The organism is Paenibacillus physcomitrellae (assembly GCF_002240225.1).
In the GTDB taxonomy this organism is placed as follows: domain Bacteria; phylum Bacillota; class Bacilli; order Paenibacillales; family Paenibacillaceae; genus Fontibacillus; species Fontibacillus physcomitrellae.
The window spans coordinates 588,365-603,349 of the sequence record NZ_CP022584.1; the positions used below are offsets into that span (position 1 = coordinate 588,365).

The window sequence follows — 14,985 nt, forward strand, 5'->3', positions numbered from 1 at the left end:
TAAAGGAGCGGTAACGAATGCTTTATCTGTCCAGGCAGCTCGATTTCTCAGCCTCTCATGTCTACCGGGTCGCTGAGTGGGGCGAAGAGGAGAACCTGCTGGTATTCGGCAAATGCAGCAACATCCATGGCCATGGCCATGATTACAAGCTGGAAGTCGTCGTTAAAGGACTGCTGGATGAAACAGCCGGGATTGTGGTTAATACGACAGAGATCAAACAGATCGCCGGTTCTTTTCTTCACAAGGAACTGGACGGTAAATTTCTGAACCGTGAGCATGTTTATTTTCAGGAGCATATGCCAACCACGGAGAATCTCGTTCAATATATTTGGGAGTCGCTGGATCACCGGTTTCCGGGATGCGAGCTCCACCAAATTCGATTGCATGAAAATCATTATTTAAGCGCTGAAAAGGAGAGGGATTCCTTGCTTAAGCTAACCAGAAAATATCATTTTTGCGCCTCCCACCGTTTGCATAGCCCTAATCTGACTCTTGAGCAAAATCAGCAGTTGTTTGGGAAATGCAACAATCCCAACGGCCACGGCCACAACTACTACCTTGATGTGACGGTGGAAGGTGAACCGGATCCCGTAACCGGTATGGTACTGAATCTTGCCGAGCTGGATCAGATCGTAGAAAGCATCGTGTTGGAGAAGCTTGATCATAAAAATTTAAATCTGGATACGGAAGAATTCAAAGATGTAAATCCGACTTCCGAGGTTGTGGCCATGGTCATTTACGGCATGCTAAAACCTCATCTGCCTCAGCTCTGCCGGATTGGACTTTGGGAGACGGACAAGAACTATTTTGAATACTGGGGCCCGGAGGGACAACATGTTTGATTATCATCTGGATGAACAGTTAAGGAACAAAACGATTGCCATTACGGGAGCAAGCAAAGGAATCGGCAGAGAGACGGCCCGGATTTTAAGCCAGATGGGGGCCAACCTTGTGTTAGGAGCACGGACTCAGAGCGAGCCTGGCCCGCTTGCTGACGGCTGCCAATCTGGGCCTTTATGGGTAGAGCTGGACGTAACCTCTGAGGAATCCATTGCGGAATTCACGAACAAAGCGGTCTCAAGATTCGGGAAAATCGATGCTCTGATCAATTGCGCGGGAGTCGGCGTATTCGAGCCAATCCTTTCGTTGTCCACGGAAGACTTTGACCGCATGCTGTCCGTTAATCTGCGCGGGACTTTTCTGATGAACAAATATGTAGGTCGGCATATGGTCCAGAACGGACAAGGTAAAATCATTAATTTGATTTCGATCGCCGGTACAACAGCTTTACCTGGCTGCGGAGGTTATTCGGCTTCCAAATTCGGTCTGCTCGGCTTATCCAGAGTGATGCAGGCCGAGCTCCGCGGTCAAGGACTGGAGGTCATTTCAGTGCTGCCGGGTGCTGCCGCCACCTCTTTCTGGGATCAGATGGAGAACACTCCGAATCCCGAACAAATGATCCCCTCCGAATCGCTAGCTAGACATCTTATCTATCTGTTAGGCCAACAGAAAGGGGCATTTGTAGACGAAATCACTATCATGCCGACTTTAGGAATTTTGTAGGAGGCTGCCAATATGTTATGAAAACTTTCCTGCATAAATTAATTGGCCGAGGCGAGCCTGACATCAATACGCAGATGCCTGCTCAACCGGATTTCTCTCCATCGTTATATGAGCATCACAAGCAAGCGCTGATCAGCTGGATAGCGAACCGTCTGCGGCAGCTTCTCCCTTTGGAACAACAGGATCAAGGGGGACTGAATGAGTATGCCGTTCGTATGTATCGCTGGCTGGAGAACGGGATGGATGTTTATCTGAAAATTAGAGGGATGAATTTAAGCGGTCCTTATACGGAAGCCTTATTAGCCGTATATGAAGAAATTAAGGAAGTTTCTTATCTCTTCACTTCCAAGAAAAACGCCGAGCTGTCCAAATCAGAATTTGATATTGAGGTTTGGGAAGTCTACCGAAATGTCATTTACGCGGCCACGCAGCAAAAATTCCTGCTGGTACAGGAAGATGAGCTTCTTCCTTACAAGCTAGGCGATTTGATCTACGAGGCCCCCATCAAGGAACGGTCGGATATTCCTAAAGCCCGCCAGAAGGCAAAAGAATGCCTGCTTGGCATCGGCCAGCCCCTTCCCCGGGTCATGAACGAAATTCTGCTCATTTCCGAAGCCATTACCAATGTACTGAAGCATGCCTGCGAAGGAAGCTTGAGCATTTATAACATGCCCTCGGCTATTCACGTCTGCATCACGGACAGGGGACCTGGTTTTGAACTGAAGCTGCTTCCTTATGCCGTTTTGATGGAGGGATACTCTACCAAAAATTCATTGGGGCAAGGATTTACCCTGATGATGAAGATGGCAGACCAGATGCTGCTGGCAACCTCTGATAAGGGGTCGACAATCATTCTTATCTTCCATGAAGAAGGTGTAAAACTTGAGAACTCCGTTTAATGTGGATGAAGTAATCAACCGAACCCTGCGAACTTCTGTTTTGATCGACGCTTTCTGGGATCGGTGGATTGTTCATGGATTTCCTTATGCCGAAATCGAAGCTGTCAGAAGCAAGCTTCACACTTTGCAGAACTGGACCCAAGTTTGGTCTACGTTAGCCGCCAAACAGGAGAAGCTGGCGCAGCAGCTGAAAGAACAACATTTCCTTACTGAAGCAGATAAGGTCTATCGCACGGCTTCTCTGACCTATAATCTGCTGCAATGGATTTATCCCGAACGAAATGAAGACAAAATGAAAGCCTATAAGTCCTGTACCCGGCTTTTCCGTTTAGCAGATGAATGTTCCGAGATAGAAACCCGCTATGAAGCCATCGAAATCGAGGGTGTTTTATGTCCGGGAAGAGTCCGGCTGCCGAATGATCCGATTGGCTGCGTCATTATTGTTAATCCTATTGATTCTACCAAAGAGGAACTTTACCAGTATGAGCTGGATTTCCTGGATCAAGGGTTTGTTACAGTCAGCTTTGACGGGCCTGGACAAGGCGAAACCTATATTTCAAATGGCTTAAGAGGAACGAAGGATCGCTGGGAAATGTTTGTGAATCTTGTTATAGAATATGCGGCCAAACAGTTTCCAAAGCTGCCCCTTAATTTGTTTGGTACAAGCCTCGGAGCCTCTTGGGCCATTTACGGCAGCTGCCATCCATTCATTTATAAAACCGTGGCAGTCAGTCCGGCAGTTGAATTCGATCGTCTCCAGCTTCCGGGTTACTTTCTTGAGCGCATGGATTGCTCCTGCACGCTGGTACCTGAGAAACGGGCAATTCCGAACTTCAAAGAGCTGCACTTCCGGTCGCCGGTATACCTTTTCCATGGTGGAAAAGATTTGATGGTGCCAGGCAAAGATATAAATGATTTGTTTCATCGTCTGCCGAAAGGAAAAAAGTGGATGGCTTATGAGGATGAAGGGCATTGCTGCAATTATAAGCTTGGCGAGATCAGAAGAGAAGCATCCAGATGGTTCTCGGGGGAAGGGGAGGAAGCGAAGTCATGATGACTTCGAAAAGCTCGCTGCAGCAGCAATTTCTACTTCGTGTATTCATTGTCCTGCTTGTCATTATTCTGCTATCCGGGGTCACTCAATTCTATCTCATTCATCGGCAGATCGACCGGGAGACACAGAATCAGGCCAACCAGGCCGCAAGCAGCTTGAATAATGGTGTTGAGGAAACCTTGCTCGCTTCCGAATCGATTGAACACCAAATTGACCTGAAGCTGGTTGCTTATGCCAAACATATTGCCGTATTACTGAAGGGGAAAAAGATGGACAGCCTCTCCTCAGATGAGCTGCTGAACATCAAACAGGAGCTCAATATTACAGGCTTTACGGTCTTTGAACCTAAAAACGATGACATCGTTGGCGTAGCTTCTACAGATCCAAACGAAATCGGGTTCAGCATGAAGCAAATCGGATTTTATGAAGCCGGACAACTGCTGCTGTCAGGCGGAAAACCGCCGATTCCGGGAGCCACGCTGATTGAGAACAATATGGTGGTGCTTCCGACCGCTCAATCAGCCAGTCATAATGAGGATCCAAGCTTCTATAAATATGCTTATTATCATCCTCCGGGAACCGATTATGTGATCAATCCCTTTATTGAAGCGAATGAAGTCAATCAATTTACGGAAACAAGCGGTCCGGATGCCTGGATCACGAAGATCATGAAAGAAAACCCCTATTTGGTCGAAGCGGCTGTTCTGACGCCCAAGGTGTTTGCGGATCCAACTTTGGAGGAGAAGCTGTATCCTCCTGTAAAGAAAGTCGTGAATGGAAGCTTCAGCTACCAGACGGAATCCGATTTGGTGAAGCTCAAGTCCATGGCCAAGCAGCCGGTCAAGCAAAGTTTTGTTGAAACCGTTGAAGGAAAAAAGCTGTATAAGCTGTTTGTTCCGATCGAGTCGGATCAGGTCATTTATATTGCGCTGGACTATGGGAAGATAAGCAAACCGCTTTACCGGCATTCGTTGATTTCTTTGTTATTTGGTTTGCTTTCGCTTATCGCGTTGTTTATGCTGACAGCCCGCTTCTTCTCACAAATTTATAAATTTATACAAAAAATCATATTGCAGATCAAGCAGTTGGAACAAGGAGATTTGACGGCCAAGAGCAGTCTTCAAGATAAAGGAGAGCTGGGCGATTTATCCAGCTCGGTTAACGCGATGGCGGATTCCCTCCATCAATTTTTGGCATCTACACACGAAAAGGCAACGCTGATGCAGAGAGTGGCGTTTATTCTGGAAGCTGAAGCGGATCAATCAGTGGAAAAGGCCTTAACCATGTCCATTAACGCAACCGCCGAAGCAAGAGGTTCGATTGACGAGATCGAGTTCTTCCTGAATCAGGTCAAGGAAAGCCTGGAGCTCAAGGCGGGACATGCCGAAGTACAGCCTTTGATTGAACAAATTGACGAGATCCGCCAGATCTTCAGAGACAAAACGAATAACGCCACCTTGATTTCGATTACGTTGTCCGATCTCTTGAAATCCCTGCACGGACAGTCCAGTGAGCTTTCAGGCTTGTCCCAGTCGCTGCTCCGGCAGCTGGAGAAATTCACTTATCATAAATAGTTTTAACATTCCAGCCGTGATCATCTTCGGCATAAACATGGAGGGTCAAAAGATGACTTTGAAAGTAGAAACTACTATTAAGGAATCCGTATTTACGATCATCCTTAAAGGACTTATTGATTATTCAACGGTTGACGAATTCAATTCATTTCAGGTTCCGGAGAACGTGTCGAGAATAATCGTCAGCTTTAAAGAAGTAGATTTTATAGATTCTACAGGTATAGGTTCGGTTCTTACGCTTATTCATTTTGCCAGCGACCACGACATTCAAGTAGAATTTGTAGATTTGGATGACAGCACGCGGGAACTGTTTGAAACGATAGGGGTATTTAAAGTTATGGAGGCTCTTTTAAAGGAGGGGCGTTAACAATGTTGGGTTCTGATACGGCGTCTCATATCCGTCATGAAAATGACCCCGATTATACGACTCTGCTTAGAGAAATTCAACTGGCAAGGAATATTCAGAGGAAGCTTCTCAACGGTGAAAGACCTCCGCTGAGAAGCGGTGAAATTTCCGGAATCTCCATTCCTGCAAGAATGATAGGGGGAGACTACTTTGATTTCTATCCGCTTGATAACGGTAAGATCCGCTTTATTATCGGAGATGTCATGGGCAAAGGAATCCCCGCCGCGATGCTGATGATTCTGACCCGGGGAGCCTTTCGAAGCGCTGCCGGGTCTGCTGGAAGCCCTGGAGAAACCTTAACGGCCATGAACAATGCGATGTATAAAGATTTGCGAATTTTGAACTCCTTTGTTACAGTCTGCTGCGCGGACTGGGATCCCCGTACGGGGCAATTTGTGTACGCAAATGGCGGACATAACTCTCCGATTCTGGTTCGTTCACAGAATAGAACGATGGAGCTTCCTAACCCCAAAGGCGTTATGCTCGGCGGATTGTCCGGTCAGGTTTATATCGAGAACGAAATCTATTTGCAGCAGGACGACCTGATCTTTTTCTATACCGACGGTGTAATAGAAGCTCAAAATCGGGCCAAGCAAATGTACAAAATTGACAGGCTGGTTCCGCTTTTGAAAGAACATGCGGATAAACAGGTTTCTGAAATTGAGTCCATCGTTGTGGAAGAACTGGATCATTATACAGAAGGACTGCCGCAAAGGGATGATATTACCATTGTCATGTTGAAGATGGGCAGACGGCTGAAGATAGGAAGACGTATGTTGGAGTGCCGAATTAAGCGAAACGAGGATGTTTAGCTTAGGAGGAATTGGAATGGGGAATAAGGTTATCGCTAAAGGAAGATCCATTCAGGAAGCCTTGCTTATTGCGCTTGATTTGCTGAGCGCCGATAAACATGAGGTGGATATAGAAATTTTGGAGAATGAGAAGAAAGGGTTACTCGGTTTCCGCAACAAACCGGCGGTAGTGCGGGTCACTTTGAAGGAAACGGATTCCAGCCCCGCTTCTGCTCCTGAAAAACAAGAGAACGCAGATGCAGACTCTTTGCGTGACCCCTTGCGTGACCTGGTTTCTACGTTAAATTTGCAAGATTCGCCGGATTTTGAACAAACAAGCATGTCCGTTCCACACGAAGAGGATTTATCCGGCAAGGTATGGGTGCAAAACGGCTTGCTCTTCAGTAAAGATGCGGAGGATAAATTTCCGGTTATCCAGCCGGGCAAAGGCGTAAAGCTTTATAAGAATGGCCAGATCGTCGAACGGGCAACCGTGATCCATGAAAGAGACCAACTACTGGCTGAAACCGAGGATGAAGAAGTTCAGCCGGTATGGGAGGTCAAAATCTCGGAAGACAAGATGGAAGCCCATTTAAGCGTGAAGCCGGGATACAAGCTGCGCCGCAGCATCCGGGATATGGAACCTTCAAATTTTGTACTTCTCGAAGCCGAAGAGAAGCGGGTTCCCATTCTGCTTGACGATGGCGAGGTTATGCAGAAGCTTCGCGAGCTCGGGATTGTGCACGGGGTTAACTACGCCCAGATCGCCAGCGCCTGCTTAAGCGAAGAAGAGGAAACCTATTTAATAGCCAAAGGCTCTCCGTATTTGGAGGGTAAACAGGGCTACTTTATGCCTTATCAGCAGATGGAGGTTCTTAAAGGGATTAGGGAGCGAGCGGATGGAACGGTGAATTATCGGGATATTCAGGAGTTTCCTTCGGTGGATAGGGGACAGATTATTGGCATCGTAGTTCCCCCTGTGCCTGGTTATCCAGGGGTTACAGTAACCAATGAGCCTTTGTTTCCTCCAGAAGTGTTTCCTTTGCTTCTACAGGCGGGCCATGGGGTTGAGCTGGTCGAAGGCGATTCAAAAGTTGTAGCTCTGGACACCGGACATCCCGACATCAAGCAGTCAGGCCGTGAGGCTAGAATCTCGGTTGTTCCGAAACTGACTATCGTTAAAGATATCAATATGGAGACCGGAAATATCCGCTATATTGGAGAAGTCGAAATCAAAGGTTCCGTACAGGATGGGATGACGGTACAGGCGGACGGGAACCTGATGGTCCGCGGCAATGCGAATATGGCCACGATTATGGCCGGGAAATCGGTCATCATTCAACACAACGTGATATCAAGCGAGGTTACTGCGGGTAAAAGCAATTTGGTGAAGACAGAGCTTCAGGCATCTATGCAGGAATGTGTATTACAAATGAAAAAAATCGTAACAGCCATCCAGCAGCTGTCGCTGGTCTCGGCTTTTAAGGTATCTTCCTTTCAGCGAACAGGGCTGGGGCCGCTGCTGAAAATTTTATATGACGGCAAGTTCAAACAGTTCTCCTCATTAGTCAGTACGCTGGTTCAACAATTAAATGAGCACTCAGCACACCTTGAACCGGAATGGGAAGATCTGAGCAGGAGACTTCACCGCGGATTTCTGACTTTAAATGACTCTATCTTGAAATCGTCTGAAGAGATTAAGCCGATCATTCAGCTTGCTGAGAATCTCATTCAATCTTCTGTGGAGACGGCGGCGGACGAGCTGTTCATTAACGCCGGATTCGTTCAGAACAGTCAAATTTATTCGGCGGGAGACATTTGGGTTACGGGAAAAGGCATTTACAATTCAAAAATGTTTGCACACGGACATGTGAACGTCAAAGGTTACGTACGCGGAGGCGAGATCTTTGCGGCCAAGGGAGTAACTCTTGAACAGGCGGGAACCAAGGGTGGAATCACAACTAAAATTAAGGTGCCGGAAACCGAGAAAATTTATATTAAACTCGCTATGGAAGATACCCTGATTCAAATCGGCAGCCATCACTACAAATTTGTCCAGCCTCACGTCGATGTCACTGCCTCTTTAAGCAGTGAAGGCAGACTTATTATATCTTAAGCGGGGGAGACCGGAGATGTTCAATTACACCCTTACACAGAAAGACTCGTTGGCTACCGTACTTTTATCCGGAGATATGGATATTGACGTTACCGAGATCCTGCAGGAAGACCTTGCGCCGAAGCTTCGCGGAGCAGCATCGATTGAACTAGATTTTAGTCAGGTTGACTTTGTAGATTCATCCGGCATTGGATTGCTGATCACGCTGATTAAGGATTTAAAGGCACAAGGCATAAAAGTGCTGATCCGAAATTTAAGTCCGGAAGTGGAGTACGTCTTCTCCCTGTTGCAGCTGCCGTTAATTCTCGGGGATGACGTATTTGAAACTCCTGCCAAAGCTGGTGAGCAATAATGGAAGAGAAACGCAAATTTCAAAGAACAACGATTGAACCTTTAGATTTGGAGATTGAGGAAATCGAATTTGATTCAGGTAAACGCCTGAAACATGTCATGCTAATTCTGAACGATGTAAGCGAAGAAGGAATCCGCTTTACTTCAGACATCGATATGCAAGAAGGTGAAAGCGTCCGGTTTCATATCCCCAGCCTGGACATTGAATCGTTGGTTCAAGGCAAAGTGGCCTGGAAGAAATCTGAAGGGCAGGGTAAATTTCAGTACGGTATGCATGTAGAAAGAAGCGATTCCAATAAGTGAGAGCAGCCTAAACAACTAAACACCTTAATGGATAATCAGAACAAAACCGCCTCGGAGGAATTGACCTCCCTAGGCGGTTTTTGTTGATTTGGTGACCTTAAAATACCATGTTCGAATGGGATGAATTGTATATTTATCTTAATAATTCCGCAATCTAAACGGGATAACGCAGCTTTGCCAATAATGAAAAAAAGGAGAACAACATGAAGGACAGCCAGCAAAATTCTAAGCCTTCTAATGTCAGCGTTCTTAAGGCCGTTCAAGAGCATTTGAAGAATATGAGTGACCTTAAGCTGCAGAAGCTTGGCGCCCAGGACGAACAAATTCAATTCCTATACTTATCAAGCCTGGCTGATTCGCAAAAAATCAAGGATACCATCATCACTCCCTATTATGAAATGAAGGAGACTGAGGATTATGAAAATTATATGTCCTCGTTTCCGGGCATTCTCGTCCTTTCGGACGCCAGACAGATTGAAGGGAAAATACTCTCCGGCTATGCTGTGATCTCGGTTAATGAGGGAACCCTATACTTATTCGATGCTGCCAGAATTGAATCGACTCCTGTAACGGCAGCCGAAACCGAAGTCATTGTCCAAGGGCCTTCGGACTCCTTTAATGAACAGCTGGACGTGAATTTGAATCTTATTCGTCACCGTTATCAATCCGCTGATTTAAAGGTAGAGACGATGACCATTGGAACTCAGTCCAAAACACAGCTTGCCTTGATTTACGACGACGCCCGGGTAGATCAAAGTGTGCTTGAGGAGACTAGGGTCAGACTGGGAAGTCTTTCTTTGGATATTTTGCAGGGTTCAACCGAGCTTGACCGATATTTGTCCAGCAGCAAATTCAATTTATTTCCTACCACGATCGTGACGGAAAGACCCGACAGAGCCGTGTTTAACCTGTCAGAAGGAAAAATTGTCATTGTAGTGGACACGGACGGTTTTGTTGTCATTCTGCCGGTAATCTTCAATGACTTTTTCACGGCGATGGATGATAAGCTGCTGCCCAAACCGGTAAGCTGGTTCTTGAAGTCGCTCCGTTATCTTGGATTATTCCTTACCGTAACCCTGCCAGCCATATACGTTGCTTTCTCCTCTTACAACACGGATGTCTGGAAAATTCAAATAGCACTGCTTGTGGCAGGGAGCCGAGCCACGGTGCCTTATCCCTCTTTTATAGAAGTGGTTATTATGCTGCTTATGATGGAATTTCTGACAGAGGCGAGCTTAAGGCTGCCTAAGGCGATAGGTTCAACGGCTACCACGGTTGGCGGGCTTATCTTAGGAACAGCAGCTACCGAAGCGGGATTAGTCAGCAATATTATGATTATTCTTGTTTCCGTAGTAGCGATTTCCAATTTCGTTATTCCTTTGAATATGATGGGATTTTCAGTGCGGATTCTGAAATATGGCCTAATCCTTCTGGCTGCCTTGTTTGGATTGGTTGGGATCGTGTGCGGATGTCTGTGGCTTACCATGTACCTTGCCAGTCTGCGAAGCTTTGGCAAACCTTACTTGCGGCTCTTTGGGCTGGACCGTTTAGCGAGTGGAAATACAAATGCGGGGAGAGGGAGGTAATGGTTAAAGAGCGGTATTTTTATTACCTGTTCATGATTAATGCGCTGATTAATATTGTGAATTTTGTACCCAGAGGATTAATCAACTCAAGTTTTGGCGGGGCTATGATGGCTATTGTAATTGCCATTCCCCTAGGTGTGCTGATGACCTTTCTGTTCATCAAAGGCATGAACAAATTTCCGAGCCAATCCCTGCCGGCCGTCTTTAATGCCCATTTCCCCAAAGCAATATCGGCAACCGCGCTGCTTTTATATGCCAGTTTGTGGTTCACAGCGGGTTTGATTACCCTGATTTCTTTCGTGGAGGTGACATTAAGGTACGTCAGTGTGGATGTGGAGCCGACGATGATTATGCTCCTCTTTCTGGCCGTGGTCTGTTTATGCATGCGGATTAATTCAGAATCCCTCTTATACGGCCTGGAAGTCCTGCTGTGCATCAACTTTCCGCTTATTGTATATATCCTCCTTAAGGCGATTCTGCACCCTTATTTCAGCTGGGATGCTGTCGCGGATATCTTTACTCATTCCATAGCGCTCCCTTCCTACAGGGACATTGCAACAGCCACTTTTATTTTCTCAGGATATATCAATATGGCCGTCTTCAATCAGGTATTTAAGCCCTTGCAACTGAAGTACTTATGGTTGATTGGCGTACTGGGGGCTTTGATCCTGCTGACCACCTTTTTGATTCCCATCGGGTTTCTTGGAACTATTAACGTGTACAGGCATGTTTACCCGTGGTTTTCTACGGCGGATGCGCTCCGGACCCAAAACTTTATTATTGAAAGGGTTCTGTTTATTTTCTACTTCAGCTATCTAACCTTATCGCTGAACAGCGCGATTATTCACTGGCATGTGGCTCTGAATCTGATCAAGGGCGCATTTACGTCCCGCAATAAAAAAGAGACAAGAAGCAAATCAGACTGGTGGATTATGGGGATCTTCAGTGCGATTTCCTTATTTGTGCAAACCATCAATCAATTCAAACTGGACCAATTAGGTTTAATGTTTCTATCAGTCCGCTTATGCGGTGAAGCGGCTTTGATCTTAAGTGTATTCATCGCTTACAGAAGGAGCAGGAGAAAGACAGCATGAACAAGTCGAGAACCCCTAATCAAACCAAAGTAATCACAAAGATGGTGTCTCTGCTGGGTGTTCTGCTCTTGCTGATTCCCCTTCAGGGCTGCAAGTTTAAGGATCTGGACCTTAGACTGTTTGTTGTGGCGCTTGGAATAGACAGGTCTGTGGAGCATCCGGAGAAAGTGTCCGTAACCGCTAAAATTGCCATTCCGCTCGGAGATCCTAAACAATTTGATGAAAAGACGCAGTATTTGACCGAAGAATCGGTTACCATAGCCGAGGCTTTAAGGAAAATGAAGTCTCGTTTAGATAAAGAGCTGGACTTTGGCCATTGTAAGGTGGTGCTATTAGGTGAAAGCTTTGCCAGGGAAGATATCAGGCAAGCTGCAGATTGGCTGGCGCGAAGAAGGGATATTCAGCTTCTAGTCTTTACAGCCGTAGCCCGCCCTTCGGCGAATGAGGTTCTTCATGTCCAGCCTGTATCGGAGAGATTGTCCGGTAACTCGCTGCTTCTTGCGTTAAGCAAAGACGGGACGGAATCCCCTTTTATCGTAGGTCCGACTTTCTCCTATGAGCTTGGAAGAAGAATGCAGGAGATCGGCCTCGATCCGATCATGCCTTTGGCGGAAACGAAAGGGAAAGATGGGTTAGATATCGATAAAGCCTATATTTTTGATAAGCAAAAAGCCGTACTTGCTCTAAATACGGACGAAACGCGAATCTATAATATTTTGAAAGAGCATAACCTGATAACAAGCCTTGATCTGAAATTCAAAGGGAACCAGACTGCTTACTCCTTTAGCCGGAGTCATTCTTCCTTCAGCATCAAAGAGAAAGCGGATGGTAGACCTTATATCCGTTATAAAATCAAGATCCAGGCTTCTATTGAAGAAGATGAACGCAATACGATCATAACTGAAGCCGTTCTAAAAGAGATGTCAGCGGCGGCCGAGCAGCAGCTCAACACTCAGGTTAAAAGCGTACTTGAAAAAATCCAAAAGAGCGGTACAGATCCTTTAGGCTGGGGACTTCGATATAGGGCAAGACATTGGGGAAGTTTAGAGGCGGAGAAACGTGCCTGGGAAGACATGTATGCGCAGCTCGATTTTGAGGTTGAAACCCGGATTAATATGAAATATACCGGGATGATCCGCTAGCAGGAGCGCGAAGATGAGCAGCTGCTATAATTAAGGTCCATTAAAGGTTTCTGATGTATGATCAGGACAGGACATTTAAAGAGGGGCTGTAAGAATGAGAATATTAATCGTAGAAGATGAGGTGAATTTGGCGGAGGCGCTTTCGCAGATCCTGAAGAAACAGAATTATTCAGTGGATACGGCGTACGACGGGGAGGAAGGGCTAGACCATGCGTTGACCGGCATTTATGATCTGCTGCTGCTGGACATCATGCTTCCTGGCATGGACGGGATCAGCCTGCTCAAAACGATCCGTGCCCAAGGCATCCAAACGCCCGTCATTCTTCTGACCGCCAAAGGAGAAGAACCCGATAAAATCGCCGGCCTGGATTATGGAGCCGATGATTATGTTGCTAAACCTTTCTCCACAGGCGAGCTGCTTGCCCGCATCCGGGCGGCGCTGCGCCGGAAAGGAGAGGTCGTGCAGGAAGACACGCTGAAATTCGGAGATATTGAGCTGAATACGGCCCATTTGAAGCTGACCTGCCGAAACAAGGAGCTGAAGCTGATTTTAAAGGAAAGCGAGCTGCTGGAGCTGTTGATTACGAGAAAGCAGGCGGTCTCGTCGAAGGAGCAGATTATCGAGAAGCTTTGGGGATTCGACTCGGAAGCCGAACACAACAATGTGGAAGTCTATATCTCTTTTCTGAGAAAAAAACTGGCCTTCCTTCAGGCGTCGGTCCGAATTAATACGATTCGGGGCGTTGGCTACGTATTGGAGGAGATCTCCTGATGTTTAACCGACTTCGCAACCGGTTTCTTCTCATGAATATGGTCATTATCTCTTTCATTATGCTGGTAGCCTTCGCAACCATTTATACCATCACATATCAAAATGTCCGCCGGGACATCGACAACCAGCTGCATCAGGTTGCCGACACGGCCCGGATCGACAGAGGTATGGGGCCAAAGAACGGTGAAGCCGGAGGTGGAGGCGGCCCGTCCGGGCCTTTGCCTCCCGGCAAAGGAGACAACGACAATTTCCGGGTCCGATCGGTGTTTTTTGAACTGCGGACCGACAGCCAGTGGAATATTACGGATACGAATTCGCGTTATGACATGGATGAGGATTTCTACCAGTCGGTTGTGCAAATTGCATCGGCTCATCCCAAGGATTCTGGCCGTTTCACCCTTAGCGGGACACGCTGGGCTTATGGCGTCTTTAAAAGTCCAACGGGCTATGATCTGATCTTCATGGAGGTTAGCTCCCAGCAAAAGATATTGACCAATCTCATCTACACCTTTTCCGCAGTAGCGGTGGTGATGCTGATTGTGATCTATTTTGTCAGCCGGTATTTTGCCGGCCGTTCGATCGCCCCGGTCAAAGAAGCATTCGACAGGCAAAAACTGTTTATTGCCGACGCATCGCACGAACTCAAGACGCCGCTGGCGGTCATTAACACCAACGCTGACGTTTTGCTAGCCAACAGGGAGGATACGATAGAGAACCAGGTCAAGTGGGTCCAGCACATCAAATCGGAAACCGAGCGAATGAAGACGCTCACGAACGACCTGTTATATCTGACCGAAATGGACGAGGCCCGGGCAAGGGCGATCCAGGTCCCCTTCGATCTCAGCGAAGCTCTGGAAAGCCTAATCCTGACGATGGAGCCTGTTATTTTCGAGAAAAATCTATCACTCGATTATCGGCTGGAACCCGGCTTGACGGTTACGGGCAGCAGCGAGCAGATGAAGCAGGTCGCTATGATTCTGCTGGACAACGCAGTCAAATATGCCGGTTCAAAAGGTTCGATTGAGGTTCAGTTGGGCAGGCAGAAAGGGCATATTCTGCTGGCTGTCAGCAATACAGGCCCGGGCATTCCACCCGAGCATCTGGATAAGATCTTTGACCGTTTCTACCGGGTCGATGCCTCGCGTTCGCGTCAGAAAGGCGGATATGGACTCGGGCTCGCCATTGCCAAATCGATTGTGGAGCAGCACCGTGGTAAAATTTACGCAAGAAGCACGCCAAATGAGACTACTACTTTTTATGTTCAATTAAATGGATGAATCGGAACGGATGAATCGGAAAAGATGAATCGGAAAAACCCGAAAGAGCTGCCTGCT

General features: G+C 46.9%; 15 protein-coding genes. All 15 read left to right on the forward strand.

All coding sequences use genetic code 11. The features are described from left to right. Positions 1-17 precede the first annotated feature (17 nt). The 15 genes from CBE73_RS02635 (at position 18) to CBE73_RS02705 (ending at position 14,928) form a co-directional block, all read left to right on the forward strand. Positions 18-842 (forward strand): 6-carboxytetrahydropterin synthase, encoded by an 825-nt coding sequence (locus tag CBE73_RS02635; protein WP_094092876.1) that lies wholly within the window; start codon positions 18-20, stop codon positions 840-842. Further along, positions 835-1,563 (forward strand): SDR family oxidoreductase, encoded by a 729-nt coding sequence (locus CBE73_RS02640; RefSeq protein WP_094092877.1) that lies wholly within the window; start codon positions 835-837, stop codon positions 1,561-1,563. Before CBE73_RS02635 ends, CBE73_RS02640 begins: the two co-directional genes overlap by 8 nt. A gap of 17 nt (positions 1,564-1,580) precedes the next feature. Continuing rightward, positions 1,581-2,462 carry an ATP-binding protein gene (locus CBE73_RS02645; RefSeq protein ID WP_094092878.1) on the forward strand — a complete coding sequence of 294 codons (882 nt, stop codon included), beginning with the start codon at positions 1,581-1,583 and terminating at the stop codon, positions 2,460-2,462. Next, positions 2,446-3,516 carry an alpha/beta hydrolase gene (locus tag CBE73_RS02650; RefSeq protein WP_229752558.1) on the forward strand — a complete coding sequence of 357 codons (1,071 nt, stop codon included), beginning with the start codon at positions 2,446-2,448 and terminating at the stop codon, positions 3,514-3,516. Before CBE73_RS02645 ends, CBE73_RS02650 begins: the two co-directional genes overlap by 17 nt. Next, entirely contained in the window at positions 3,513-5,090 is a 1,578-nt protein-coding gene (locus CBE73_RS02655) for a HAMP domain-containing protein (RefSeq protein WP_157739358.1), read from the forward strand. Before CBE73_RS02650 ends, CBE73_RS02655 begins: the two co-directional genes overlap by 4 nt. A 52-nt stretch (positions 5,091-5,142) precedes the next feature. Beyond that, a complete protein-coding gene (locus CBE73_RS02660) occupies positions 5,143-5,457 on the forward strand; it encodes an STAS domain-containing protein (RefSeq protein WP_157739361.1) in 315 nt (104 codons plus the stop codon). Positions 5,458-5,459: 2 nt separating this feature from the next. Next, positions 5,460-6,308: a PP2C family protein-serine/threonine phosphatase gene (locus tag CBE73_RS02665; protein ID WP_094092881.1), complete on the forward strand. Its 849-nt coding sequence runs from the start codon at positions 5,460-5,462 to the stop codon at positions 6,306-6,308. 16 nt (positions 6,309-6,324) lie between these two features. Then, entirely contained in the window at positions 6,325-8,403 is a 2,079-nt protein-coding gene (locus tag CBE73_RS02670; protein ID WP_174704647.1) for a FapA family protein, read from the forward strand. A 16-nt stretch (positions 8,404-8,419) separates the two neighbouring features. After that, on the forward strand, positions 8,420-8,755 hold the full coding sequence (locus CBE73_RS02675) for an STAS domain-containing protein (protein WP_094092883.1): 336 nt from the start codon (positions 8,420-8,422) through the stop codon (positions 8,753-8,755). After that, positions 8,755-9,057 (forward strand): PilZ domain-containing protein, encoded by a 303-nt coding sequence (locus CBE73_RS02680; RefSeq protein WP_094092884.1) that lies wholly within the window; start codon positions 8,755-8,757, stop codon positions 9,055-9,057. The genes CBE73_RS02675 and CBE73_RS02680 overlap by 1 nt, the downstream gene beginning before the upstream one ends. A 203-nt stretch (positions 9,058-9,260) precedes the next feature. After that, a complete protein-coding gene (locus CBE73_RS02685; protein WP_094092885.1) occupies positions 9,261-10,643 on the forward strand; it encodes a spore germination protein in 1,383 nt (460 codons plus the stop codon). Then, positions 10,643-11,737 (forward strand): GerAB/ArcD/ProY family transporter, encoded by a 1,095-nt coding sequence (locus tag CBE73_RS02690; protein WP_094092886.1) that lies wholly within the window; start codon positions 10,643-10,645, stop codon positions 11,735-11,737. The genes CBE73_RS02685 and CBE73_RS02690 overlap by 1 nt, the downstream gene beginning before the upstream one ends. After that, positions 11,734-12,879: a Ger(x)C family spore germination protein gene (locus CBE73_RS02695; RefSeq protein WP_094092887.1), complete on the forward strand. Its 1,146-nt coding sequence runs from the start codon at positions 11,734-11,736 to the stop codon at positions 12,877-12,879. Before CBE73_RS02690 ends, CBE73_RS02695 begins: the two co-directional genes overlap by 4 nt. A 94-nt stretch (positions 12,880-12,973) precedes the next feature. Further along, positions 12,974-13,651: a response regulator transcription factor gene (locus tag CBE73_RS02700; protein ID WP_094092888.1), complete on the forward strand. Its 678-nt coding sequence runs from the start codon at positions 12,974-12,976 to the stop codon at positions 13,649-13,651. Then, positions 13,651-14,928, forward strand: coding sequence for a sensor histidine kinase (locus CBE73_RS02705; protein WP_094092889.1), 1,278 nt, complete (start codon positions 13,651-13,653; stop codon positions 14,926-14,928). Before CBE73_RS02700 ends, CBE73_RS02705 begins: the two co-directional genes overlap by 1 nt. Positions 14,929-14,985: the final 57 nt, after the last annotated feature.